Origin of the sequence: Sphingobium sp., assembly GCF_041987595.1 — a bacterium.
In the GTDB taxonomy this organism is placed as follows: domain Bacteria; phylum Pseudomonadota; class Alphaproteobacteria; order Sphingomonadales; family Sphingomonadaceae; genus Sphingobium.
The window spans coordinates 1-25,037 of the sequence record NZ_JBHIWJ010000003.1 but is presented as its reverse complement, the minus strand read 5'-3'; the positions used below and the strand labels follow the sequence as shown (position 1 = coordinate 25,037).

Annotated in this window: 27 protein-coding genes; 3 read left to right on the top strand and 24 right to left on the bottom strand. The window is 65.3% G+C overall.

Going from position 1 to position 25,037, the window contains the following annotated elements:
• Window positions 1-26 precede the first annotated feature (26 nt).
• From ACFC3J_RS01365 to ACFC3J_RS01285, 17 genes are all read right to left on the bottom strand, one after another.
• On the bottom strand, window positions 27-485 hold the full coding sequence (locus ACFC3J_RS01365) for a hypothetical protein (protein WP_375194416.1): 459 nt from the start codon (window positions 483-485) through the stop codon (window positions 27-29).
• Window positions 486-589: 104 nt separating this feature from the next.
• The gene (flhB, locus tag ACFC3J_RS01360; RefSeq protein WP_375194415.1) at window positions 590-1,729 is read right to left on the bottom strand and encodes a flagellar type III secretion system protein FlhB; all 1,140 of its coding nucleotides are present in this window, start codon (window positions 1,727-1,729) and stop codon (window positions 590-592) included.
• 3 nt (window positions 1,730-1,732) lie between these two features.
• On the bottom strand, window positions 1,733-2,515 hold the full coding sequence (gene fliR, locus ACFC3J_RS01355; protein ID WP_375194414.1) for a flagellar biosynthetic protein FliR: 783 nt from the start codon (window positions 2,513-2,515) through the stop codon (window positions 1,733-1,735).
• Window positions 2,512-2,784: a flagellar biosynthesis protein FliQ gene (gene fliQ, locus ACFC3J_RS01350; RefSeq protein WP_192668605.1), complete on the bottom strand. Its 273-nt coding sequence runs from the start codon at window positions 2,782-2,784 to the stop codon at window positions 2,512-2,514. Before fliQ ends, fliR begins: the two co-directional genes overlap by 4 nt.
• 10 nt (window positions 2,785-2,794) lie before the next feature.
• Entirely contained in the window at window positions 2,795-3,580 is a 786-nt protein-coding gene (gene fliP, locus ACFC3J_RS01345) for a flagellar type III secretion system pore protein FliP (RefSeq protein ID WP_375194413.1), read from the bottom strand.
• Complete coding sequence (locus ACFC3J_RS01340) at window positions 3,570-3,833, bottom strand: FliO/MopB family protein (protein ID WP_375194412.1); 264 nt, start codon at window positions 3,831-3,833, stop codon at window positions 3,570-3,572. The genes fliP and ACFC3J_RS01340 overlap by 11 nt, the downstream gene beginning before the upstream one ends.
• Before the next feature lie 87 nt (window positions 3,834-3,920).
• Window positions 3,921-4,259, bottom strand: a complete 339-nt coding sequence (gene fliN, locus ACFC3J_RS01335; protein ID WP_192668608.1) for a flagellar motor switch protein FliN — start codon at window positions 4,257-4,259, stop codon at window positions 3,921-3,923.
• The gene (locus ACFC3J_RS01330; protein ID WP_375194411.1) at window positions 4,256-5,140 is read right to left on the bottom strand and encodes a flagellar motor switch protein FliM; all 885 of its coding nucleotides are present in this window, start codon (window positions 5,138-5,140) and stop codon (window positions 4,256-4,258) included. Before ACFC3J_RS01330 ends, fliN begins: the two co-directional genes overlap by 4 nt.
• Before the next feature lie 50 nt (window positions 5,141-5,190).
• A complete protein-coding gene (fliL, locus tag ACFC3J_RS01325) occupies window positions 5,191-5,847 on the bottom strand; it encodes a flagellar basal body-associated protein FliL (RefSeq protein WP_375194410.1) in 657 nt (218 codons plus the stop codon).
• 27 nt (window positions 5,848-5,874) lie between these two features.
• Window positions 5,875-7,806 (bottom strand): flagellar hook-length control protein FliK, encoded by a 1,932-nt coding sequence (locus ACFC3J_RS01320; RefSeq protein WP_375194499.1) that lies wholly within the window; start codon window positions 7,804-7,806, stop codon window positions 5,875-5,877.
• A gap of 7 nt (window positions 7,807-7,813) precedes the next feature.
• Entirely contained in the window at window positions 7,814-8,239 is a 426-nt protein-coding gene (locus ACFC3J_RS01315) for a hypothetical protein (RefSeq protein WP_375194409.1), read from the bottom strand.
• Window positions 8,236-9,564 carry a FliI/YscN family ATPase gene (locus ACFC3J_RS01310; protein WP_192668613.1) on the bottom strand — a complete coding sequence of 443 codons (1,329 nt, stop codon included), beginning with the start codon at window positions 9,562-9,564 and terminating at the stop codon, window positions 8,236-8,238. The genes ACFC3J_RS01315 and ACFC3J_RS01310 overlap by 4 nt, the downstream gene beginning before the upstream one ends.
• Window positions 9,561-10,187, bottom strand: a complete 627-nt coding sequence (locus ACFC3J_RS01305) for a FliH/SctL family protein (RefSeq protein WP_375194408.1) — start codon at window positions 10,185-10,187, stop codon at window positions 9,561-9,563. Before ACFC3J_RS01305 ends, ACFC3J_RS01310 begins: the two co-directional genes overlap by 4 nt.
• Window positions 10,180-11,196, bottom strand: coding sequence for a flagellar motor switch protein FliG (gene fliG, locus ACFC3J_RS01300; RefSeq protein WP_375194407.1), 1,017 nt, complete (start codon window positions 11,194-11,196; stop codon window positions 10,180-10,182). Before fliG ends, ACFC3J_RS01305 begins: the two co-directional genes overlap by 8 nt.
• Window positions 11,189-12,940 (bottom strand): flagellar basal-body MS-ring/collar protein FliF, encoded by a 1,752-nt coding sequence (fliF, locus tag ACFC3J_RS01295; protein ID WP_375194406.1) that lies wholly within the window; start codon window positions 12,938-12,940, stop codon window positions 11,189-11,191. The genes fliG and fliF overlap by 8 nt, the downstream gene beginning before the upstream one ends.
• A 1-nt stretch (window position 12,941) precedes the next feature.
• Window positions 12,942-13,301: a flagellar hook-basal body complex protein FliE gene (fliE, locus tag ACFC3J_RS01290; RefSeq protein ID WP_375194405.1), complete on the bottom strand. Its 360-nt coding sequence runs from the start codon at window positions 13,299-13,301 to the stop codon at window positions 12,942-12,944.
• A gap of 13 nt (window positions 13,302-13,314) precedes the next feature.
• Complete coding sequence (locus ACFC3J_RS01285; protein ID WP_375194404.1) at window positions 13,315-14,562, bottom strand: sigma 54-interacting transcriptional regulator; 1,248 nt, start codon at window positions 14,560-14,562, stop codon at window positions 13,315-13,317.
• Window positions 14,563-14,897: 335 nt separating this feature from the next.
• Here ACFC3J_RS01285 and ACFC3J_RS01280 point away from each other — a divergent pair, with 335 nt between their 5' ends.
• The 3 genes from ACFC3J_RS01280 (at window position 14,898) to mdoH (ending at window position 19,381) form a co-directional block, all read left to right on the top strand.
• Entirely contained in the window at window positions 14,898-15,722 is an 825-nt protein-coding gene (locus ACFC3J_RS01280; RefSeq protein WP_375194403.1) for a flagellin, read from the top strand.
• Between the two features lie 222 nt (window positions 15,723-15,944).
• Window positions 15,945-17,426 carry a glucan biosynthesis protein gene (locus tag ACFC3J_RS01275; RefSeq protein WP_375194402.1) on the top strand — a complete coding sequence of 494 codons (1,482 nt, stop codon included), beginning with the start codon at window positions 15,945-15,947 and terminating at the stop codon, window positions 17,424-17,426.
• A gap of 62 nt (window positions 17,427-17,488) precedes the next feature.
• Entirely contained in the window at window positions 17,489-19,381 is a 1,893-nt protein-coding gene (gene mdoH, locus ACFC3J_RS01270) for a glucans biosynthesis glucosyltransferase MdoH (RefSeq protein WP_375194401.1), read from the top strand.
• 36 nt (window positions 19,382-19,417) lie between these two features.
• Here mdoH and ACFC3J_RS01265 read toward each other — a convergent pair whose 3' ends face one another.
• From ACFC3J_RS01265 to ACFC3J_RS01235, 7 genes are all read right to left on the bottom strand, one after another.
• On the bottom strand, window positions 19,418-20,155 hold the full coding sequence (locus ACFC3J_RS01265; RefSeq protein WP_375194400.1) for a sigma-70 family RNA polymerase sigma factor: 738 nt from the start codon (window positions 20,153-20,155) through the stop codon (window positions 19,418-19,420).
• 17 nt (window positions 20,156-20,172) lie between these two features.
• Entirely contained in the window at window positions 20,173-22,293 is a 2,121-nt protein-coding gene (gene flhA, locus ACFC3J_RS01260) for a flagellar biosynthesis protein FlhA (RefSeq protein WP_375194399.1), read from the bottom strand.
• A 9-nt stretch (window positions 22,294-22,302) separates the two neighbouring features.
• Window positions 22,303-23,124, bottom strand: a complete 822-nt coding sequence (locus ACFC3J_RS01255) for a lytic transglycosylase domain-containing protein (RefSeq protein ID WP_375194398.1) — start codon at window positions 23,122-23,124, stop codon at window positions 22,303-22,305.
• Between the two features lie 154 nt (window positions 23,125-23,278).
• Window positions 23,279-23,587 carry a hypothetical protein gene (locus ACFC3J_RS01250; protein ID WP_375194397.1) on the bottom strand — a complete coding sequence of 103 codons (309 nt, stop codon included), beginning with the start codon at window positions 23,585-23,587 and terminating at the stop codon, window positions 23,279-23,281.
• Between the two features lie 4 nt (window positions 23,588-23,591).
• Window positions 23,592-23,873 (bottom strand): flagellar biosynthesis anti-sigma factor FlgM, encoded by a 282-nt coding sequence (gene flgM / locus ACFC3J_RS01245; protein WP_375194396.1) that lies wholly within the window; start codon window positions 23,871-23,873, stop codon window positions 23,592-23,594.
• A gap of 46 nt (window positions 23,874-23,919) precedes the next feature.
• Window positions 23,920-24,459 (bottom strand): flagella basal body P-ring formation protein FlgA, encoded by a 540-nt coding sequence (locus ACFC3J_RS01240; protein ID WP_375194498.1) that lies wholly within the window; start codon window positions 24,457-24,459, stop codon window positions 23,920-23,922.
• Window positions 24,460-24,530: 71 nt separating this feature from the next.
• Window positions 24,531-25,016 (bottom strand): flagellar motor protein MotB, encoded by a 486-nt coding sequence (locus tag ACFC3J_RS01235; protein ID WP_375194497.1) that lies wholly within the window; start codon window positions 25,014-25,016, stop codon window positions 24,531-24,533.
• Window positions 25,017-25,037: the final 21 nt, after the last annotated feature.

Sequence of the window (25,037 nt, the reverse complement as noted above, 5' to 3'; positions counted from 1 at the left end):
GCTTCCGCGCACCGCCAAACAGACTCTCAAACCCCGGCGGCTACGATGTGATCGACCGTGCCGCGACGCACGTTGGCCTGCGCGGCATGGGCATAAGCAACCTGCTCCGCGATGCGCCTGGCGATGCGGATGGAGCTTTCCACCGCTTCCTTCGAAGCGGGCGGCAGGGGCACCAGCACCTGCGGCGCAGGCAGCATGGACTGGATTTCCTCCGCTGCGCCATCGACGGTCGCGCTGCTGCCTTGCGATCGCAGATCGGCCAATATGTCGGCTATGCGGGCATGCACCCTGGCATATTCGGCACTGCTGGCGATATCGACCTCCGCCGCCGCCTGTTCCTCGGGCTGTGCATTTCCAGTCGACCGGCCATTGGAGTTGACCGTAACTGAGGCGGAAACCGGCTGAACGGCGGACACGGCTGACGGAGCGCGGGTAACGCTGCGCTCGACCGGCGATATCTCATTCCGCGATAAATAGTCGCTCATGACGCACCATCTTAATGCGTCCCCGCCAATATTATACGGATAATAAGACCTAAACTTGAGTTAAGGATCGTAATTTTACTGCATTTCTGGCCAACATTCTGAAATCATGATATTTTCTTGCCATCTCCGTCGAAGCGGAGATCGTCGGGCACGGTGATGAACGGCCGGTCCATCTCGCTGGCCATCCGATTTTCTACCCGGAAGACGAAGGCCAGCACCGTTGCGACCGCCATATACAGCCCTTCGTTGACGATCTGCCCGGCGCGGGAGGTGAAGTAGATGGCGCGCGCCAGCTCGGGATATTGCAGCACCGTCACGCCATTCTGATCGGCCAGGTCGCGGATCGCCGCCGCCACCGCATCGCAGCCCCTCGCCACGACGACGGGCGCTCCGTCCTGCCCCGGCTTGTAGCGCAGCGCGACGGCGAAATGGGTCGGGTTCGTGATGATGACGCTGGCTTCGGCCACCGCCTTTCGGGTGGAACCGCTCAGCACCTCGAACTGGCGGCGGCGGATATGCCCCTTGAGTTCCGGCGAGCCTTCGCTTTCCTTATGCTCGTCCTTGATTTCCTGCTTGCTCATCGACAGCCGCCTGGCGCGCTGGAACAGCTGTGCCGGCACATCGATCCCGGCGATCACAAACAACCCGCCCGCCATGACCAGACAGGTCATGATGAAGATATTGCCCAGATCTGCCATGGCGGGCGCGAGACCGGCCTTGCCCAGCCCGACGATCTCGGTCAGCCTGTCCCAGATCATCCACACGCCGATGGCGCCCAGCAGCGAGACCTTTGCGATCGACTTGACCAGTTCGATCAGCCCCTGAAGCCCGAACATGCGCTTGAGACCGGAGGCGGGATTGAGCTTCGACGCCTTGGGTGCAAAGGCACCGGGACGGAATCCCAGCGAACCCAATAGCGCAGGCCCGGCAATGGCAGCCAGCAGCGTCGCCAGCAGGATCCCCGCCACCGGCAGGGCAATGCCGGAGAGCAGGCTCATTCCCCGGTCGGCGGGGGCGAAATTGACGATATCCTCCCGCCGGAAGCGCAGCGCCTCGATCAGCATGTCGGACAGGGATTTGACCACCGACGGGCCGGTTACCGCGATCCAGCCGATCCCTGCCATCACCACCAAAGCCGTCGCCAGATCGCGGGACTGAAGGATGTCACCGTTCTTGGCCGCGTCCTTCAGCTTCTTGGCTGTAGGCTTTTCGGTCTTTTCGCCGCTGCCATTTTGCTCCGCCATGGCTCAGCGCCCTTCCGAAATGGCCTGGGCCTGATCCAGCCCGGCCTTGAGCGCCACCGTGATCCCTTCGCCCATGACCGGAACGGTCATCGCCAGCAGGATCAGCCCGGCCATCAGCGCCACCGGCATGCCGACCGCGAACAGGTTGAGCGCTGGAGCCGTGCGCGACAGCATGCCCATGACAATCTGCACCAGCACAAGCGCGAAACCGACCGGCAGCGCGATCGTCAGCCCTGCGCCCAGCAGCGCGCCGCCAAATTCGATGAGATGCCAGACCGCATCGTTGCTGAGCATCGGCCCGCCCGGCGGCAGTGCCTGATAACTCTGCACGATGAAGCTCACCAGCATCAGATGCCCGTCCATGGCCAGCAGCAGAAACGTAGCGAGGATCGAGAGAAACTGCCCCACGGCCTGCGTGGCCTGCCCCGAGGAGGGATCGACCATCGCCGCGAAATTGAGTCCCATGGTGTTGCCGATCGCTTCGCCCGCCACCAGCGCGGCGGCGTAGCCGATCTGCACCGCAAACCCCATGGCAAGCCCGGCCAGCACTTCGCCCGCGACCAGCATGATGCCTTCGAAACTGGCGACGCCGTCCTGGGGCAGAACGATATGCACGCTGTTGAGCGCCGCCATGCCCAGCGCCAGCGACAGGATCAGCCGCAACTGCACCGGAACGGAGGGCGCGCCGAAAACCGGCGCGGCGATGAAGGCTGCGCCCGGCCGGATCATGGCGATCAGCCATATCCAGAGCTGGACTTCGACATTGGCGAAGCCCGGCGCGATCATTGGAGCAGGTCCGGGATGCGTTCGAAAATCTCGCGCGTGAAATCGGCGATCAGCACCATGATGGAGCCGCCGAACAGCACCAGCATGGCGCCGACGATCAGGATCTTCGGAATGAAGCTCAGCGTCTGTTCGTTGATCGACGTCGCGGCCTGAATCATGCCGATCAGCACGCCCGCGATCAGCGCCGGAATCAGGATCGGCGCTGCCGCCAGCGCCGTGATCCATAGCGCCTGTTGCGCCAGCCCCATGAAGAAATCGGCATTCTCCATCTCAGGGCCTCTATGTCGCGAAGGAGCCGGCGAGCGACCCCATGGTCAGCGCCCAGCCGTCGACCAGCACGAACAGCAGCAGCTTGAACGGCATGGAGATGATCGTGGGCGACAGCATCATCATGCCCAGCGCCATCAGCGTGGATGCCACCACTAGGTCAATGATGAGGAACGGCAGGAAGATCATGAAGCCGATCTGGAAGGCGGTCTTCAGCTCCGACGTCACAAAGGCGGGCAGCAGGATCGAGAAGGGAATGTCGGCGGGCGACCGGAAGGCGGGCGCCTCGGCCAGATTTTGGAACAGCTTGAGGTCGGTCTCCCGCGTCTGCTTGGTCATGAAGCCATGCAGCACCTTGGCCGAGCGGCCGACGGCTTCCTCGATCGGGATCTGGCCCTTGCCATAGGGGTCGAAGGCCTGCGCGTTGATCTGGTCGATGGCGGGCCGCATCACGAACAGCGACAGGAACAGCGACAGGCCGACCAGCACCTGATTGGGCGGGGTCTGTTGCAAACCCAGCGCCTGACGCAGCAGCGACAGGACGATGATGATGCGGGTGAAGCTGGTCATCATGAGGATCAGCGACGGCAACACCGTCAGCAGGCTCATGAGGATCAGGATTTGCAGCGACAGCGACAGCGAGCGCCCATCGCCCGAAATCTGGCCCATGGCGCGGGTCAGCGCGCCGCCATTGTCGGCGGGGGCGGCCTGCGCTGCGGCCTGCGCCAGAGCGGGTTCCGCCAGCAGGAGTCCGGCGGCCAGGGCAAGGCCGCCGATCAGAAAAAATCTAGCGCGCACGAAAAGGATCGCCTTCCGCGATCTTCTCGATCCGTCCGCGGGTCACCGACAGCAGGATCTTCTTCCCCTCGAATTCCACCACCGCCAGCTTGCCGAAAGTCCCCATCGGCAGCGCTTCGAGCAGCTTGAGCGAGCGGTCGTTCTGCCCCACCATCATGCCCGGCTGATATTTGCGCCAGAGCCAGAGCGCGCCGAAGGCCATGCCGCCGACAAGAGGCAGCAGGATCAGCAGCTTGACGAAATACCAGATCATGCAAAGGCTTTCCGCGACTATGGTTAATGCGTCATCCGTTCGGAAAGAATGGCGCGCAAGGCAAGCGCTAAAATCAGCGGCTTGCGATCAACCCCGCCGCTCGACGCCCGCCAGACGGGTTTCGGTCGCGGCGATCTCGACGATGCGGATGCCATAGCGGCCGTTCACCGTCACCACCTCGCCCTTCGCGATCAGCGCGCCATTGACCATGATGTCGAGCAGATCGTCGGCCTGCCGGTCCAGTTCGACCACGCTGCCTTCGGAAAGGTCCATGACCTCGGCCAGGCGCAGAGAGGTCGACCCGACCTCCACCGACATGCGGACGGGGATGTCCGCCAGCAGACGGAACTGGCGGTTGTTCACCATGCGGCTCACGCTGTCTTCGCCGACGCCGTCGAGACGCGGGGCTTCGCTCATGTCGCTCATTGTCCGGGTTCCTGTGCAAGCTTTTCGATCTGGAATGCGGCGCGGCCATCCTGGTCGCCGATCGAGCCATGGGCAACGATGCGGTCGCCGACGATCAGCGGCAGGCTGCGGTTGATGGTGACGGGAATGATGTCGCCGGCCTTGAGCTGCATCAGCTCGGCGAGCGAGAGATTGGGACGCGCCAGCACCGTGCGGGCGGGCAGGCGGATGTCGCGCATGCGCGATGCGATGCGGGCCTGCCACACCGGATCGGCGCGTTCCTCGTCAACCGGCAGCTTCGTCCCCATCAGCGGCTCGACCGCCCGCAACGCGGCAAGCGGAAACAGCAGGTCGATCGGCCATTCCTGATCGCGGGAAATGCTGATCCTGAAGCGTTGCAGCACCATCTGTTCGCCCGGCTGCGCCGCGGCGGCAAAGCCGATGCCGGTTTCGCGCACCACCAGCGCCGGTTCGACGGCCAGCATGTCGCTCCAGCATTCGACCAGACGTGCCATGACCGCATCGGAAATGCGGGCGATCAGCCGGTCTTCGGTGGGCGTGAACTCGCCGCGCGAGGGCAGCGGGCGATTGCCGATGCCGCCATAGAAACAGTCGACCAGCGTGGAGATCATCGCAGCGTCCAGCCGCAGCAGCACCTGCCCCTTGAGCGGGGCCAGCCGATAGACGCCGATGCTGGAAAAGGCGGGCACTTCCGCGCTCCAGGCGCCGAATTCCAGCGCCCGCGCATCCTGCGCGACGACAAGCGGACGGGCGCCCGCAATCGGCTCAATCAGGGCGCGAAGGCGCCGGCCGAGCTTTTCGCCCAGCCGGTCCAGCCCTGACAGCATCAGCGGCGCCTGCGATTCCCCTCGCCCGAAGGCATAGGACTGAACGTCGGTCATGAATGTCCCCTGCCGTCACGGTGAGGGACTTCCCACGCGATCAGGCAGGCCTATTGAATAACGAAATTGGTAAAATAAACGTTATCGACGCCGCCATAGCCCGTCTTTTGCTTCAAAATGTCGTTAATTATGGTCCGGATCTTCCCCTGAAGGGCCTTTTTGCCCTCCGGCGTCGACAGCGCCTCCACCGGCTGCTGCGCCAGCATCATCAAAACCTGGCTGCGAATCGCCGTCTCATGGGTCTTGATCGCCTCGATCACGCGCATGTCGTAATAGGTCGAAACCGCGATGGAAATCTGCGCGAAGGCGTCCGTGTCCGACATGTTCGAGGTGAACGGCGTCTGAAGCTGAAAATAGGTTGCCTGATAGGCCGAGGGATTGGCCGGGACGGGCAGATCGATGCCCTTGGCGGGGATATGGACGCCAGCGGGCAACGGCTGATGACCGCTGCCGCCGCCCTTGCCGCCTTCGCCCCCCTCACCGCCGCCGCCATGGGCCTTGGCCACTTCCTCTGCGCTCTCGCCCGCCAGGACGAGGACCGGCTTGTTCGGATCTTCCTTGGGGCCTTCCTCCTTGTGGGTGAAGAAACCGGCGGCATAAAGACCGCCAGCAGCCCCCGCCCCGCCCACGACCATGGCGATGACGATCAGCAGGATCATCTTCATGCCCCCGCCCTTCTTCTTCTTCGGCTTTGCGTCGTCACTCATCGGTCATAATCCCCCGTATCAGGCCAATCAGGCATAGCGCGCGCGGACGGATTCATTGCCCGCCCGACGCATGTCGTCATGGTTAAGAACGGCAGGATCGCCGGTATTTTTAGGGGTAAAGCCGCCATTTTCCTGCGCCCGCCAACGGCCTTGCCCCTGCGACTGGCCCATATTCTGGCTGTTGGCCCAGGCGGTCTGCGCAGATTGCTGCTGGGATGCCTGCTGTTGGGGCTGCTGCTGCGAACCTTGCTGACCGGGACTGTCGGCCCGCGCGGCTTCCGCGACATGAGGCGCGCGCTCAATCTTCAGGTCGGTGATGCGCACGGCCGCGAAGCCAGCATCCAGACGCAGCCGGTCGCTGTCCTGCCGGAGCGCCATTTCCGCGGCCTCGCTGGCAACGGTCAGACTGACGGCGGCGCCGTCCTGTCCCTGCCGGATGTCAACCTGAACCGGACCGAGTTGATCGGCGTTGATCTGGAACCGGCCCTGCGCACCATGGGCAGACAGCCCCGCTATGTCGCGGGCCAGCCCGTCGATCCACTGTCCGGAAACGCCCATGTCGACGACCTGCGCACCCAGACTGGCGGACAGGTCGACGACCGGCGCAGCGGCAATTGCCGAAGGCGCGGTCGGGGCAGCAGACGGCTGCGACGCCACGGTCTGCGGAGCGACATCAGCCAGTGCGGGCTGGACGGGGCTGGCGATGGCGACTTCAGCCGCCCGGGCGGGCCGTTCCGGTTTGGCGCGAGCCGGGACAACCTGATCGCCCGTACGAACGGGCGCGCCCGCCGGACGTGCAGCAACCTGTTCACGCACCATCTGGAGCAGAGCGAGCGCCTCGGATTTCACCGGCTGGACCGGCGGTGCCGCAGCGCCCGGATCACGCGCCAGGGACGACTCCCCGGCGATCGGGGCGGGACTGGCGATCGGGACAGGACCGGCGATCGGGACGGGACTGGCGATCGGGACGGGACTGGCGGCCGGTGCGTTCGCGGTGTTGGACGCGGTGGCCGGGATTGCGGGGCGGGACGGCTCGTCGGCCTGCGCGGTCGCGGCAGGCATGACGACGGTCCCCTTATCCGGAGCAGGCGCGTCGGAAGCCGCCTTGCCCGATGGGGCAGCGCTATCCTCCGGCCGCGCCTCTGGACCGGACGGCGTCGGCGCGCGTTGCGGCGATTGACTGGCCGCCGCGACGGCAGGTTGGGGCGTTTCGCCTGCCGCCGCCTTGCTAACCGGAGAGGCGGGAGAAGACGGCACGACATTCGCCGGGAGCATGGGCGCCGACGAAGACTGAGGCGCCGCTTCGGTCTGAACCGGCGCGGGCTGGTCCTCATCCTGATCGGCCGCCTCTGCTTCCGGCGCCGGCGCAATAAGGGTGGCATCGGAGACCGGGTCCGCCGTCACGATTGCCATCTGTTCAGGAAACGCAGGGGCTTTCGTTGCCTTGTCCGGCTTCACGACAGGCTGATCCGCGATCAACGGCCCGCCATCCTTCAGATCCATCACTGGCGGCACAGGAAGATCGACCGCTTCCTGCAGGACAGACGGAACAGGTCCGGTCTCGTCGGAATATGTTGCAGGAGGCGCCTCTTCGACATCAGCGTCAGCGGCCTGCTGCGCCTTCTCCACCCGTTGGGCCAGGCCAGCGGGGAGCGGCAAAGACGGATTGCGATGGCTCTGCACCGCGTTCAGAGCCGTGGCCAGACCCAGAGGCAGCGCGCCAGCGGGAATGTCGATCGCGGGCGTCTTGGCTCCGGGGAGATCGGCAGCCGGCGGAGCGGCGCCCCCTTCGTCCGTTGCGGCTGTCGGCTGGAGGGTCGGGGCCGCTTCGATGGTGCCCGACAGAAGCTGGGCGAAATCCGCGGCGCCCTCACCCGGCACGGCGAGCGCGCCAGTCCCGTCGACGGGCGCACGCATCGCGGCCGACGAAAAAAGCAAGGCCTTGAGACTGGTCAACATGGTCACGTCAGACATCTCCTGTCCGCTGCATCCGGCGATAGCGCGGCAGCGCCGCAAGTTTATTCTCCCGCCATTCCTCCAGGTCCGCGCGGGCGCGATCCTTGAGTTTCACGGCGATTTCGCGATCCCGATTGGCCGCGAGGGAGAGGGTTTCCTTGACCTCCACCTTGCGGCGCGCATCGTAGAGCGCACCATCCAATTGCCGTCCGGCCTGCTCCAGCCGCCCCGCAAGTTCCTGCATCGCTGCAAAATTCGCGCCAGTTGCGACGCCCTGCCCGGCAAAAAGATCATTGCGCACGTTGCGCAGCCGTTCGACGTTGCGGGCAATGCCCTCTGCCTCGTCGCGGGCGCGGGCGGTTTCGGCCGCGGCCATGGCATGCTGCACATGGCGGACGCGCAGCACGCGCTGGCGGCGGGCGACTTCGCCCTTCATGCGCCGAACTCGGCGATGAGCGCGTTGGCGCTGGTGTCGAGGTCGATGAAACTCTTCTGATCCTGCCGGATGAAGTCGAGGATTTCCTGACGACGCTGCACCGCCTCGTCGATCACCGGATCGTTGCCGGGGCGATAGGCGCCCATCAGGATGAGGTCGCGATTTTCCTCATAGGCGGCCCAGAGGCGGCGATAGGCGGCGGCGGCAAGGCGATGCTCGTCCGGCACCACGTCGGCCATCACGCGGGAGAGCGACTTGCCGATGTCGATGGCGGGGAAGATCGCCTGTTCCGACAGATGGCGCGACAGCACGAAATGGCCGTCGACGATGGCGCGGGCGGCGTCGACGATCGGATCGTCGGTGTCGTCGCCATCGGCCAGCACGGTGTAAAGCGCGGTGATCGAGCCGCCGGTCCGGGCGTCAACGCCCGCCCGCTCGACCAGACGCGGGATCAGCGCCAGCGCAGACGGCGGATAGCCCTTCATCGCTGGCGGCTCGCCCAGGGCGAGACCGATCTCGCGCTGGGCATGGGCGCAGCGGGTCAGACTGTCGATCAGCAGCAGCACCTTCTTGCCGCGTGCCCGGAAATATTCGGCGATGGCGGTGGCGCGGGCAGCGGCGCGCAGGCGTAGCACCGGAGGATGGTCGGCGGGCACGGCGACGACGATGCTCTTGTGCATCGCGCCCTTGAGCTTGGTTTCGAGGAAATCGCTGACCTCGCGGCCGCGCTCGCCGATCAGGCCGGCGACGACGATATCGGCTTCGGCGCCCTGGATCATCTGGCCCATCAGCACCGATTTGCCGACGCCGGACCCCGCGATGATGGCAATGCGCTGGCCACGCCCGGCGGTCAGCAGCGCATTGACGGCGCGCACGCCCAGATCGAACGGCTCGGTCACGCGGCCGCGGTCGAGGACGTTGCCCTTCACGCCGTTGAGCGGCCAGCTGCCCCCTGCGATGATCGGTCCCTTGCGGTCGAGCGGCTGACCCATGGCGTCGATGACGCGGCCGATAAGGCCCTCGCCCACCTGCACCATGGTCGCCTGCGCATCGGGTTCCACCCGCGCGCCATTTTCCAGCGGCGCATCGCTGTCGAGCGGCACCAGCAGCGTCCTGTCGCCGCGAAAGCCCACGACCTCGGCGCGGCAGATGGTGCCGTCGGACGCGATCACCCGCGCGCCCGCGCCGATCGGACGGCGGAAGCCGGTGACTTCCAGCATCCCGGCATCATGACTCACCAGACGGCCGACATGGCGGGGTGCACGGTTCTGGACCTGCATATGGTCGAACAGCGTCTCCGCCTGTGCAAGCGCGGCGCGGATCATAGCTTGCCCTCCATATCGTCGAGCAGGGCGCGCAGGCGCGAGAGGCGCACGTCCGGGCCATCCTCGACCCAGCCGTCCCGGGTTTCCAGCCGCACGCAGCCGCGCTGCATGGCGGGATCGCCCACCAGTTTGACGCCGATCTCCTCGCCTTCGAGCAGTGCGATATCTTCGGGATGCAGGTGCAGCGCGCCCTTCTCGTCATTGTCCTCGATGAAGGCAGCGACGCTGTCGCAGCGCTGGAGCAACCGCTCTATGTCGATTTCGACCTCGCCCACGATCTGCTCGACCAGCCGCACCACCGTCGCCGACAGCATGGTAGAAAGCATGCCGCTGGGCGCCGGGGACAGCAGTTCGAGCGCTTCGGCCAGCCGGTTGCGCGCTTCGGTTTCGGCGGCATGGGCGTCGCCTGTCACGCGGCACCCTTCATCGAAGCCCATGGCGAACGCCTCGATGCGCGCCTGTTCGAGAATATCCTCTTCGCTTTCAGGGACGGCGTCGCTGACGGCGGGACGGTGGGTGCCATGCCCCTCGGTGAACAGGCTGCGAAAGCCGCCGCTCGTCACCTGGCCTACGCCGCCCAGCGGAATGCTGGCGACTTCATGCCCGTTCCAGCCCTTATACAAAGTCGTTCCCCTTGCCGCCCAGCATGATGGTGCCCGCGTCGGCCATGCGGCGCGCGGTGCCGATGATCAGCTTCTGCGCGTCGATCACTTCGGCGAGGCGGATCGGGCCGCGCTCCTCGATCTCGTCGGCAATGGCCTGCGCGGCGCGGGCCGACATCGATCCGAAGATCTTGGCCTTCAGCATCTCGTTCGCGCCCTTCAGCGCCACCACCAGGATCGAGCTGTCGACGGTGCGCATCAGCGTGCCCAGATTCTTGTCGTCCATGTCGATGAGGTTGTCGAAGACGAACATTTCCTCTTCGATCGTCTGGGCGACCATCTTGTCCCGCTTGGCCAGCGCCTTGATGATGCGCTGCTCATTTTCCTTGCGGACGTTATTCATGATCGCCGCGGCCTCGATCGTGCCGCCGCGCTGCGACGCGCCGCCCTGCTTCTTGGCCATGTTGCCGCGCAGCAGCAGCTGTTCGAGGTCATCGAGCGCCTCGTTCGACACGGGGCCGAGCGTGGCTATGCGGTAGACGATCTCTTCCTGATATTCGACCGGCAGCAATTGCAGCACATCGGCGGCAATCGGCGCCTCCAGATGCGCCAGCACGATCGCCATGATCTGCGGATGCTCCGCCTCGATCAGCGCGGCGATTTCCTTGGCGTCCATCCATTTCAGCATTTCCAGCTGGGTGGACCGGGTCGGCGGGGTGATGCGGGCGAGCATATTCTCCGCCCGCTCTTCGCCCAGCGCCTTGGTCATCGCGCCGCGAATATGCTGGGTCGCGCCATAACCGATGGTGGTGCGCTTCTTCGCCTTGGTGACGAAATGGTCGAGCGCCTCGTTCACTTCCTCGACCGCGACGTCCGCGACGTCGTACATCGCATAGCCGAGCTGGCGGACTTCGTCGGGCTCGAGGCGCGAGAGGATCTGCGCGGCTTCGTCCTCGTCGAACAGCATCAGCAGGACGGCGGCGGCGGCGCTGCCCTTCAGCGCCGGACTGGCGGCGGCAACCTCAGGCATTTTCCTTCTTCCCTTCCTTCAGAAGGTCACGGACGACGAGGGCGGCGCGGTCGGGGTCCTGCTTCACGAAGTTGCGGATCAGGTCGGCGCGCTGGGCATAGTCGTAGGTGGACGAGATCATGTCGAGCGTCACGGGCGTCGAACCGTCGGGGTTCACCGTCGCCTGACGGCTGATCTCGGTCGAGATTTCGCGGCCGATCTTCTGGCCTTCAGCCGCGGTCTGCCCGGCGGCGGCCTCCTGCGCGGCGGCGCGACGCTTCAGCAGCGGGCGGCCAATGCCGAAGATCAGCAGCAGCGCGACCAGCAGCGCCGACACGTTCCGCACCAGCGGCGACACCCATTCCGCTTCATACCACGGCGCCTTGACCTCTTCTTCCCTGGCAAAGCTGCGAGCCGACAGGGCGACCACATCGCCCCGCGCCTGATCGAAGCCGACCGCGCCCTTCACCAGCGCTTCCAGAGCGGCGATTTCCTGCGCACTCCGGGGCTTGCCGTCCGGGCCATTGTCCAGCGCGACGGCGACCGACAGGCGTTTCACCGTGCCGATGGCGTCCTTGGTGACGGACACTTCGCGGCCCAGTTCGAAGCTGCGGTTGAAGGTTTCTTCCGTCTTCATCAGCGGATTGGGCGGGGTGCCGGGCTGGGCGGCGGTCTGCGCGCTGGTGGTCCCCTGCGCCACGGCCTGCCCATTGGGATTGGTCTGGGTCACGGTCGGGTTGACCGGCGCCTGATTGCTCAGCGCGCCCGGAACGCCGCTCGCCTCACCCCCCGCCCCCTGCCCCCGCGGGTCAGAGGCCCAGGTGCCCTGTTCGCTGCGCAGACGGGCTTCGTCCTGCGGATAGGTTTCGCGGGTCGCCTGACGTTCAGCGAAGTTCAGTTCGGCATGCACCTCGGTGGAAAATTTGCCTGCGCCAAGGATCGGGGTCAGCAGCGCGATCACCGACTGGCGATAGCGGTCCTCCATCTTCGTTTGAACGGCGAGCTGGCGATCATCAGCGGCATTGCTGTCATTATTGCTGATCAGGCGGCCATTCTGGTCGACGACCGAAATATCCTCCGGATTGAGTTCCGGGATCGACGAAGCGACCAGATGCACGATGGCGCTCACCTGCGCGTCGGTCAGCGACCGGCCCGAAGCCAGACGCAGCATCACCGAGGCGGAGGGCTTGGCCCGTTCGCGCAGGAAGACGCTGGGCGGCTCCACGGCCAGATGCACCTTGGCGCTCTCGACGCTGTCGATCGCCTCGATCGTGCGGGCAAGGTCCATTTCGCGGGCCGAGCGCAGCTTTTCGCCCTCGACGGCACGGCTGGCGCCCATGGGCAGGCTGTCGATCATGCTGTTGCCGTCAGGCGCGCTTTTGGGCAGCCCTTGAGCGGCGAGCATCATCTTCGCCTTGAAATAATCGTCCTCGCCAACAGTCATGCCGCCCGAATTGTCGAAATCGTAGCGGATGCCATTCTGGTCCAGCACCTGCGCCACCGCCGACTTGTCGGCATCGGGCAAGGCGCGGAACAGATCGCGCTGCGGCGGTTCGCGTAGCGCGAGCCAGGCGGCGCCGGCCGTCGCAACGACGCCCAGCAGACCCAGCAGCGGCAGGCTTTTCGCCACCGCCGGCTGCCTTATGAAGCCGGTGAAGCGCGCCTTAAGCGCATCGACGCCCTTCGCGCCGCCGAAGGAGGCGGGGCTGGTGGCGGGGAGAGCGGCAGCGCCGCCGACGTTCGTGGAGAGTGCGTTCTCGCTCATATTACACCGGCATGCTCATGATGTCCTTGTAAGCGGACAGCAATTTGTTGCGGACCTGAAGGGTGGCTTCGAAGCTGACCGACGCCTGCTGCTTGGCAAGCATGACGCCGGCAATATCCGTCGTTTCCCCCCGTTCGAACGAGGCGGCGGCTTCACCCGCCTGATTTTGCAGGCCATTGACCTGCTCCAGCGCCGATTTCAGCGCGTCGGTGAAACCGCCCGGCGCGGTGGCGCCATTGGTGCCGACGGCCGAGCCGGTGCCGACATTGCCGGTGTGGGCGACATCGCGCAGCGCCGCGTTCTTCTGAAGGATGGCGTTGCGGATCGCCATCACGCTGTCGGTGGGGGAAATGCCGGACATGTCCTATCTCCCCTTAAGCGGCCAGCTCGCGCATCTCGGCGAGCCGATAGCGCAAGGTACGTTCGGAAATGCCCAGCTTGCGCGCGGCGGCGGCGCGGTGGCCGTCTGTCTCGCGCAGCGCGGCGCGGACCGCTTCCAGCTTCGAATTATGGGCAACGTCGCGCAGGCGGATCGGCTGGGCCGTTTCCAGAACCTGAGCCTGCACCACGCGCAGCGGCTGGGGGGCGCCCGAAATATGCAGGTCCTGGGCATCGATGCGATCGCCGTCACGCAGGACGAGCGCGCGCTGAAGGACATTGCCCAACTCGCGGGCGTTGCCCGGCCAGCTATGCGTGGCAAGTTTGGCCAGAGCGGCAGCGGTCGGCCATATAAAGGCCTCCGGCGAGCGGAGCAGCATGGCGGCGGCAATGGCGGTCACGTCGCCCGGACGCTCCACCAGCGGGCGAAGCTCCAGCGGCATGACGTTGAGGCGCCAGTAGAGATCCTCGCGGAAGCGCCCGGCCGCGACCTCGGCGGCGAGGTTGCGGTTGCAGGCTGCGATGATGCGGACATTGACCGGCACCGGGTGAGTCGCGCCGACCGGCAGCACTTCGCCTTCCTGCAATGCGCGCAGCAGCTTGGCCTGAAGCGCCAGCGGCAGCTCGGCGATTTCGTCAAGGAACAGCGTGCCGCCGTCGGCCGCCAGAAACAGACCGTCAGATGCATTGGCCGCGCCGGTGAAGCTGCCCTTCTTGTGACCGAAGAGCATCGCTTCCATCATGGTTTCGGGCAGCGCCGCGCAATTGACGGCGATGAAGTCATGGGCGGTACGGCCCGACCGGGCGTGAAGGAAGCGCGCCATGCCTTCCTTGCCGGTGCCGGTATCGCCCTGAATCAGTACGGTGGCGTCGCTGCGGGCCACGCGGGCAGCCAGAGCCATCAGCCGCGCGCTGGCATGGTCGCCTACCGCCGGAACGGCAGCGGGCCGGGCGAGTTCGGCGATCAGCGCGAAGGCAAAGCCCATATCTTCCAGACCGAAGGCGACGCGAGCGGGCAGGCCGTTCGCGGCGGGCACCAGCGAGGGGGCACCGTCGATCACATTGATCAATATGTCGCGATGGGTTGCATGACCGATCTCGGTCGCCAGCAGCACACGGCGGTCCTCACGCTCACGCGGGCTTTGCGCGTCTACGATACGAACACAGAAGAACGCATTTTCCAGCCAGTGCCGCAGGCCCGGAACGAGCGCGCAAACGGCTCGGCTCACGTCCAGTGATGCCATGAACTTGACCCCATGTTTTGGCTGGCTTGTACCCCCGTACGCCCCAGACCCCTTCGATGGGTTCAACCTGCCCGACCATGGTTATCATATGGTTAATCCGGCAAACCGCTTGCCGCATAACGGCAATTTTTTTCCGGCTGGGCGGAACTTTTTTCCGGCTTGTGCATATGAAGCCGCCTTAAAAGCAGTCAAAATGCGCGATTTCCGGGGTCCTTGACGTTTTTTGAAAAAAATTGCGGCTGGCCCTAAAAGCTTTTTTGCCCCCGCCGTTATCCCCTTTCGAGGCCGCAAGCAGCCTGATGGCAGCGACCTGACTGAACGGAAAGGGAATCAAAATGACTGTTATCGGAACCAACTCCTCGGCGCTGCGCGCTCAGAACGCCAACATGTCTTCCAGCAAGGCGCTCTCCACCGCGATGGAACGCCTGTCGACCGGCAAGCGCATCAACTCGGCCAAGGACGACGCCGCCGGCCTCGCCATCGCCGCCACCATGACCTCGCAGATCAAGGGCATGACCCAAGGCATCCGCAACGCGAACGACGGCATCTCGCTGGCGCAGACGGCGGAAGGCTCGCTCGCCGAAGTCACCAACATCCTGCAGCGCATGCGTGAACTGACCGTCCAGTCGGTCAACGGCACCAACGACACCAATGCCCAGACGAATATCGCGTCCGAACTGACGTCGCTCTCGGCTCAGCTGACCGACACGCTGGCCAACACCAAGTTCAACGGCCTGACCCTGTTCGACGGCTCGGCTGGCACCGCCGGCGTCGTAACGATCCAGGCTGGCGCAAACAGCAGCGACGGCGTCGACATCACGCTGGACAACCTGTCCGCCGACGCCACCATCACGGCCATCGCGGGTTTGACCTTCGGCACCCCGACCTCGGCCGACCTCGACACCTACGACACCGCAATCCAGACGATCTCGACGACCCGCGCCAACCTTGGTGCCGCGCAGAATCAGCTGGAATCGGTGGTCAACAGCCTGACCGCGAACGTCACCAACCTGACCGACGCCAAGAGCCGCATCGAGGACGCGGACTTTTCGACCGAGACGACCGCTCTCGCCAAGGCCCAGATCCTGAGCCAGGCTTCGACCGCGATGCTGGCGCAGGCCAATCAGAGCCAGCAGAACGTCCTGAAGCTGATCCAGTAATCCGCTTCTTCCCAGATTGACCGTCTGAGGTTTTGGTCACCGACAGCGGTCATGCAACCCCCGGCACATTAACAGTCCCCACCGTGCCGGGGGTCCAAACTTCGATGAAACGACCAGCTACCGGAAGCCTCCGTCCCCCCGGGCGGAGGCTTCATCGCATTTCCCGATCGGTTCGGGATCGAAACACTTGCCTTGGCGGTTATGGCCTCCATGATGCGGACCATGACCAAGTTAGACCGCCGCGCGATGATCGCGGCCTCCGGCGCAGCCTTGCTGCTTCCCCGCCCCCTTTTTGCGCAGGCCCGCGCCGAAGCCTTTTCCTGGGACATGGTGGTGGGCAAGGCGCAGCGGCTGGCCCGCAGTCCGTTCAAGGTCACCCCATTTTTCCCCGGCGCGGACAAGATCGGCTATGACGCTTTCAATCAGGCGCGGTTCCGGGACGACCGGACGATCTGGAACGATCTGGGCGGCGACACCGGCATCCGCCTCTTCCCCTTAAGTGGTACGGTGCAGCAGCCCGTGACGATCGCGCTGGTCGAAAAGGGGCGGGCAACGCCGCTGCGCTATGATCCGGACATGTTCGACGCCCCGGCGGACAATCCGGTGCGCGCTCTGGGACCGGATGCGGGCTTTGCCGGTTTCCGCATCATGAACGCGGCGCGGGACGGCGACTGGCTGTCCTTTCTGGGCGCCACCTATTTCCGGGCGCCCGCGGAAAAGCAGTTCGGCCTGTCCGCCCGCGCCGTCGCACTCAACACCAGCATCGCTGGCAAGGAGGAATTTCCCCGCTTCACCCATTTCTGGCTGGAGCGCACGGGCAAGAGCAGCGTCACCGTTTACGCCCTGCTCGACAGCGCCTCCATCACCGGCGCCATGCGCTTTGTCAGCAGCCTCGATCGGGGCGGCGTCCATCAGGATGTCGACGCGGTCTTGTTCACCCGCCGCTCCATAGCCGAACTAGGGCTGATGCCGATGACCAGCATGTTCTGGTACGATCAGGCCGACCGCCGCACCCGCACCGACTGGCGGCCGGAAATCCATGACAGCGACATGCTCAGCATCGCCAGCGGCGACGGCACGGTTCATTGCCGTCCGCTGGTCAACCCCTCCAGCCCTCGCGTCGACGTCTTTGCCGAGCGCAATCCCAAGGGCTTCGGGCTGCTTCAGCGCGACCGCGATTTCGACCATTATCAGGACGACGGCGTGTTTTACGAACGGCGGCCCTCGCTCTGGGCGACCGCGCGCAAACCGCTGGGTGCCGGGCAGATCCGGCTCTATGCCTTTCCGACCGACAGCGAATATACCGACAATGTCGCCGCTTACTGGACTCCCGCCGCCGCCGTTCGCGCGGGCAGCCGGATCGAGGCCAGCTACCGGCTCGATTGGACCACGGCCCGCGCGCCCGCATCCGCTGGGCTGGCGACGGTCGAGAATATCTGGCTCGGCAAATCCGAACCCGACGGCGAACGGCTGCTGATCGATTTTTCAGGCGTGCCGGACAAGACGCAACCCGATATCTGGGTCGATCTGGCCGGGGCAACGCTGGTGAAGAAAGCTGGCTATCCGGTGCTCCATCAGAAGGGCCTGTTCCGGGTTGTCCTGGATATCCGCCGGGACCGGGGCAAGGCGGCCGATATCCGCGCCCAACTCCGCGCTGGCAATCGTCCGTTCAGTGAATATGTGCATTACCCGCTGGGCGCCTGAAGGGAACCAGCCGGCATCGAAACGGTTTCTTGGCACGGGGTTTAACGGCAAATGGGTCGGGAATGAAGGCGATCGGCGGCGTGCAATCGGGTAAAGCCACGGGACCGGTGCCCGTCAGGGCGTTCGAGCATCTGCCCGCCGAAAGGCGGCTGGCCATGCCTGCGCAGGATTTTTCGACAAGTCCGCGCGATCTGCCGCATCGCCCCTTCAATGTCGACCTTTGGGCGCGGCGCATGTTGGTGGTGCTGCTCGCTCTGCTGCCTGCATCGATGGCGGCGCACGAAATGCGACGGTCGATCGGCCTTGACGGCATTTCCGTCTGGGAGGGCGTGTATCTTGCCCTGTTCATCCCGCTTTTCGCCTGGATCGCTTTCGGCTTTGCCACCAGCCTGATCGGCTTCCTGATCCTGACCATGGGCAAGGCGCCTCGCGCCCGCCCCTATCGCGCCCGGCCGACGACCCCGCTGCGCGGCCGGACCGCCGTTCTGCTGCCGGTCTGCAACGAGGACTTTCGGGGCGTGCTGGGCCGGCTGTCCATCATGGAACGCTCGCTGGCGCAGGTGATGGGCGGGGAGCGCTTCGAATTCTTCATCCTGAGCGATTCAAACCCCGACAATGGCGAGATCGAGCGCACAGCCTATCTCAAGATGCGCAAAAGCTTTTCCCGGCCCGTCCACTATCGCCGCCGGGCGCTGAATGTCGGCCGCAAACCCGGCAACATCGCGGAATGGGTCGAACGTTTCGGCGGTGCTTATGACTATATGATCGTGCTGGATGCCGACAGCGTGATGAGCGGCCAGACGATGGCGCGCCTGGCTGCCGATATGGAGCGGCACCCGCATGTCGGCCTGATCCAGACAGTGCCGTCGATCGTCGGCGCCTCTACTTTCTTCGCCCGCTGGCAGCAGTTCGCCAGCCGCCTGTTCGGACCGATTTCCGCCGCGGGCATGATCTGGTGGTCAGGATCGGAAGGCATGTTCTGGGGCCACAACGCCATTCTGCGCACCAAGGCCTTCGCCCAGAGCTGCGGGTTGCCCGAACTGCCCGGCCGCGCGCCCTTTGGCGGCCATATCATGAGCCACGACATGATCGAGGCCGCGCTCTTGCGCCGTCGCGGCTGGGATGTGCACATCGTCATGGCCGACGACAGTTTCGAGGAATTTCCCCCGTCGCTGCCCGATCTCGCCACCCGCGACCGGCGTTGGTGCCAAGGCAATATCCAGCATGTTCCGTTGTTGGCGAAGATCAGGGGCATGCATCCGGTCAGCAAGTTCCAGCTGTTCGTCGGGGCCTCGGCCTACTGCACCTCGCCACTCTGGCTGGCGCTGATGCTGGTGGTGCTGGGCGGCGCGGCGGCTGGCGTCTGGCCGCCAAGCGCCATCCTGCCCTCGGGCGGGCTACTGGCGCTGACCGCGGTGCTGCTGTTCGGGCCGAAGCTGCTCGCCATGCTCTGGGCATTGGCCGATCCGTCGGCACGCATCGGTTTTGGCGGGGGCATCCGCATGATGCGCGGCGTGATCGCGGACATTGCGCTGTCGATCCTGATGGCCCCGGTCAGCATGCTGACCCAGACGATCAACCTGTTCGGCATTTTGATGGGCCGCAAGAGCAGCTGGAACGGCCAGACCCGCGATCGCGACGGCATGGCGATCCTGCCCGCCATCTGGCTGTTCAAATGGCACATCCTGCTGGGCGCGGGACTGACGCTGCTGGCGGTCCGATCGGGCACATCCCTGGGCTGGATCGCGCCGGTCGCGGGGGGATTGGTGCTGGCGCCGCTGTTCGCGGCCTTTACCGCGCGCAAGGATCTGGGCACGCATGTCGCGAAAAGCGGACTGTTCCAGGTGGCCGAGCCATGGTGGCGGACGCAGAATTACCAGAAGACGCGCTATCGGCAGCTGCAGCTGGATAATGCGCCGCTCAAGGACTTTTCCGACGCGGCGAACGACAGTTGATGCTTTCGGGATTGCGGAACGATCGGTCCCGCTCTCTCAATTCCAGTCGCGCAACTTCTCGCGCAGCCTGTCCAGCGCGGCTTTCTTGATCTGGCAGACCCGCGCCGCCCCGATGTCCAGCGTGGCGCCGATTTCCTCCAGATTGAGTTCCTCGACGAAATAGAGCTGAAGCACCAGCGCCTCGCGTTGGGGCAGGTCCCCGATGCATTTCGCCAGCGCACCCTTCAGCGACTCGCGTTCCATCACATCGTCGGCGCGGTCCTCGACATCGGCGAACCACATGGACTGGTCGGAATAGACTTCATCCATGCTGGTGTGCTGAACCATCTCGCAACTGTCCGCGACTTCGCGATAGGCGGCAGCGTCCAGTCCCATTTCCGCGGACATTTCCGCCTCCAGCGGCGCGCGGCCCAGCCTCTGTTCCAGCCGGTTGCGGATGCCCGCGATCGTCTTGCGCTGCGCCATGGCAGAGCGCGTCATGGTGGCGTTGCGGCGCAGATGATCGATCATCGCGCCGCGCACGCGCATCTGCGCATAGGAGGCAAAGCCCAGCCCGCGGTCCTCGAAGCCATTGGCCGCCTCGACCAGCGCGACCATGCCGATCTGGAGCAGATCCTCGATCTCGATCGCGCTCGATACCCGGCCATGGACGTGCCAGGCGATCTTGCGGACCAGCGGCATATATTGGCGCGCCAGCCGTTCGGGCGAGTTGGCGTGGGCGGACCGGCCATAGGTATTGGCATCGGAACCGGCGACGACCCTATTCATGAACATTGGTCAGGCTCCTCAACTCAGGCAACGCGTTCGCGTGCGGGCAGGGGATCGTGGCGCGGCGCGGGCCGCTGTTCGCCGCCGACCACGGCGACGACTTCCACGCCCTTGCCATCGGGAATTTCCAGGAAGGACAGCACCGGCGTTTCGGGCAGGTGGGGCTTGAACAGCCGGGCGAGCGCGCGGCGCGCCACCGGAGAGGTGACGATGGCGAAGTTGCGCGCCTGCCCCAACAGCGGGCGGGCGGCGGTGACCACCGCTTCGATGATGCGGTTGGCGAGCGCGGGTTCGATCGGATGCCGGGCATCGCCCGCCATGCGCATCGCCTGCGCCAGCAGCGCTTCCAGATCGCCGTCCAGCGTGATCACCGGCAACGGCATCTTCACCGGGACAAGACCCTGAATGATGAGCGATCCGATGCGCTGGCGCACCGCTTCCACCAGCTGGTCGAGGGTCATGTCGGGCCGCGCGGCCTCCACCATCGCCTCGCAGATGCGGCGGAAGTCCTTGAGCGCGATGCCCTCGGCCAGCAGGGCGCGGCACAGCGCGCTGATCTGCGTCAGGCTGAGCAGCCCCGGCGTCAGGCCATCGACCAGTTGCGGCGCCGCCTCCTTCAGATTGTCGAGCAGCTTGCGCGCTTCGTCGAGGCCGAACATCTCGCTGGCATTCATCGCAATCAGTTGATTGAGATGGGTGGCAACGACCGTCGGCGGATCGACCACGGTATAACCGGCGACCACGGCTTCGCTGCGTTTGGCGGGCGAGATCCACACGGCGTCAAGGCCGAAGGTCGGGTCCTTGGCTTCGCGGCCGGAAACCGTGCCCTCCAGCGCGCCGCTATCGAGCGCCAGCAGATCATCCGGGAAAATCTCGTCCTCGCCCACGACGACACCGGCGATGGTGATGCGATACTGGTTCGGCTCCAGCGCCAGATTGTCCTTCACGCGAACCATCGGCACGACGAAGCCCAATTCCTTGGAAAGCTGACGGCGGATGCCGGTGATGCGCGCCATCAGCGGGGCGCCTTTGCGCTCATCGACCAGGCTGATGAGACCATAGCCGATCTCCAGACCCAGCACCGCGCCGTCGGAAACGTCGTTCCATTCGATGACCGCCGGGTTGGGCGGCGGCGCGACGGGTTCAGGTTCAGCGGCCTTGCGCTGGCCCGCCTTGCGAAGCTGCCATGCAATAGCCCCTGCGATCGCCGCGGCAGGCAGGATGATCATGTGCGGCATTCCCGGCAGCACGCCCAGGAAGGTCAGAATAGCCGCCACCGGAACCCAGGCCTTGCCCGATCCGAACTGGCTGGTGATCTGACTCGACAGATCGTCTTCGCTGCCGACGCGGGTGACGATGGCTGCCGCCGCGATGGACAGCAGCAGCGCGGGAACCTGCGCTACCAGAGCATCGCCGATGGCGAGAACGATATAGGTCTGCGCCGCTTCCCCGATGCTCAGCCCATGGCTGACCACGCCCAGGATGATGCCGCCGACGATGTTGATGGCAAGGATCAGGATGCCCGCGACGGCATCGCCCTTCACAAATTTGCTGGCACCGTCCATCGAGCCGTAGAAATCCGCCTCGGTCGCGACTTCGCGCCGGCGGACCTTGGCTTCTTCAGGCGTCAGCAGACCGGCGTTGAGGTCAGCGTCGATCGCCATCTGCTTGCCGGGCAGGGCGTCCAGGGTGAAGCGGGCGGACACCTCGGACACGCGGCCCGCGCCCTTGGTGATGACGACGAGGTTGATGATCATCAGGATCGCGAAGACGAAGATGCCGACGACATAGTCGCCGCCGATCAGGAAATGGCCGAACGCCTCGATCACATGGCCGGCCGCGTCCGATCCCTCATGCCCCGACACCAGCACCACGCGGGTCGAGGCGACGTTCAGCGCCAGCCGCAGCAGCGTCGCGAACAGCAGCACCGTGGGGAAGCTGGAAAAATCGAGCGGCTTGGCGGCGTTCAGCGCGACCATCAGCACGGCGAGGCTGATCATGATATTGGCGATGAACCCGACGTCCAGCATGAACGAAGGCACCGGCACCATCATGAACAGCACGACCATCAGCGTCGCGAACGGCAGGACCGCGCCTTTGGCGGCGCTCATCCAGATCTTCGCTTTGACTTGGGCAGGAGTCATTGTCGGCCGTTACCTTCCGAGGGTGGCAAGCATGAGATAGGCGAGACGTGCCGTCTGCGGGTCCGGCCGGACGCTGACGTCGGCGGTACTCGCAAGGCGCTGGGTTTCGATCCGCACATAGTCGGCGGGCTGCACGGTCTTCGCACCCGAGGGCAAAGAAGCGTCGGCATATTGAATGTCGCCGGTGCCGACCGAATCAAAGCCCTTCTGGAGCTTGACGGCAAAACGGTCGCGGATTTCGGCGAAGCTGCGGGCATTGCCCTGCCTGTCGTAGAAAATGGAGCGGTTCGCCCGCGCCGCCGCCGGGAACAGGGAAGCCGCGCTCGCATGGGGCGCGGAATCCTCCATGGAAAGGAATTTGGCCGCGCCGCCGACGCCCAGAAAATGGGCCATGTACAGGTCGACCGGCTCGGCTTCGCGACCCAGCCTCGATTCCAGATAGGCCTTGTTGTCGGCAGCATGTTCCGCCGCCATGACCGACGCCGTTTCCGGATGGTTGCGCAGGTCCAGTATCTGCCGGCGCAGGTCGGGATCGGCCACATAATAGCGTCCGTTGCTGCCCCGGCTGATCGCGTCGGCGGCCCAGCCCAGCCCATATTCGCTGCCATGCTTGTCGACGACGGCGAGCCAGCTCTGGTCGACGAACTGGTACAGGCCGGTCGCGGAAGAGGTTGCCGCGCGAGCGGTCGGATTGAGGCTGCTCTCGATCTTGGCCTGGCCGAGCAGATAGGCGAAGTCCACGCCCGTCCGCCGGCTGGCCATGGCGATCGCGTTGGTCACGCGATTGCCCGCCGAAGCGCCTGTTGCCGTGATGTCTGCGAAAGCCGACACTGAGTGACTAATCCCCGTTGGTACCGGGGATCATTAGAGCAAGGCTTGTGCCAAGATTTGGTTAACGCGCGCTCATAATTAACGCTGTCCACTCCGTTCAACGCAAAAGGGCGCCCGCAAGGCGCCCCGTCCAATCAGCGGAAAATGAAGATTTTCAGCGACCGTAGGTCAGCGGCGCCGTCTCCGAACCCTGGGCGGCCAATATGGCGAGGCGCTGATTCGCATGGTCGGCCAGAACATTGGTCCGCACCCGCGCCACCTCCATCAAGGGTTGCAGGACCTCCAGCCGGTCCCTGACCGCCGAATCGGACCGCCAGCCGCCGATCGCGCGCACGGCAGAGGCTGCCCGGGCGATCCGCGCGGTGGCCGATTCGATTGCCGCTACGTCCGCACCATCCAGCACGCCGCGCAGTTCCTCGAACGCAGCGGTCAGTTCATCCAGCGCGGCAAGACCCAGCGGCACGGGATCAGTCGGCCGCAGGCAGGTCGAGCGCGATCATCCGGTCAGCGATGACCGCAGGATCGACCGGATAATTACCCGACGCGATTGCGGCCTTGATCGCCGCCACGCGGTCCATGTCGACCGGCGCCCCTTCCGCCGCCATGCGGGCGGCCGGGCTGGCCGACTCTGCCGTGGCAGAGGCGGACGGAGTCGAACCGACCGACAACGCACGCGTCGTCTTGCCACCTTCCTTCAGGCGGTTCGCCTCTATGGCGGCACTCAGATTCTGGCCGACAGAGTTGATCATTGCTTCAATCCTTCATTCGTCCCGCATAGCCATATAACGGACGCGTTCAAAAATCCTTAAATCCCGGAATGCGAACTATTCCCATTTCCACGACCTGCGCCATAACCGGCGCGGATTTCTTGTCTTCACGCACGCGGATCGTCTCTCCGGCCGCACCGTCCTCATCCGCTATCATCATGCGGGAAACGCTGAAACTGGCGTTGCCCGCCATCAATTGCACCGGATCCCCCTTCTTGACGAGCGCCTCCTTGGCCACTGGCCGCGCCGCCGGGGCATAGCGCGCCACGGGCCCCGAAGCCGCTGCCGCGCCACCCGCCGCCAGAGGCACGCGAATCCGCCAGCCCAGTGCATCGCATTTCACGATCGCAGCCCCAAAAGTGGGTCCATCGACACTGGGCGTCGCCGGACAGGCGGCCAGATGCAGGCGACGATCGACCGGGGCCATCGGGCCGCCCGGTTCGCCGACATTGGCGCCAACGGTCATCGCGACCAGACTGTCGATACGATCCAGATTCTCGAACTTCTGCTGCGCCAGCGCCGGTTGCGAGGCGGACGCCGACAGCGCGAGAAGGATGAGCTTGGGCATGATGTTCACGGCATCTCTCCGATAAGCGGACAGGATCAGCCGTTAATACGCAATATTCGTGCCAACCATGCTTATCGAGCGGCTATGACGCGGATGATCTGGCCTCTGCCCGCGATGCCATCCAGCTGGTCGAGTCCTCGGATGACCAGCCGGTCTCCGCCTATGCCGTCGCCCTTCAACGCGCGCGCCACGGCGCCAAGCCGGGCCGCCGCCAGATCCCAGGAATCGAATCGCTGCCGCGCCGGATCACTGCCCCTGCTGCTGATCTCGACGCGCCCCCGACCGGCGGAGAAACGCCCTGCCAACGCTGCGAGACGCGCTTCACCTGCAGGGGTCAGCAAGGCTTCGCCCGGCAGGAACAGGTCGCTGGCCCGTATGTCCAGCGCCTGCCGCGCCGGGCGGCCGCCAAATTGCTGGCGCACTTCCGCCAGCATGGCGTCGCGCCGCTGACCGCTGGCCTGCAACATGACGAAAAAGCCGAGCAGCAGCAGCAGCAGGTCGGCAAAGCTGAGCGCCCAGCGGCTGCGCCGGGCGCCGGATGCGGTGAGGATAGTCATGCGACCTCGCGGATCGAGGCG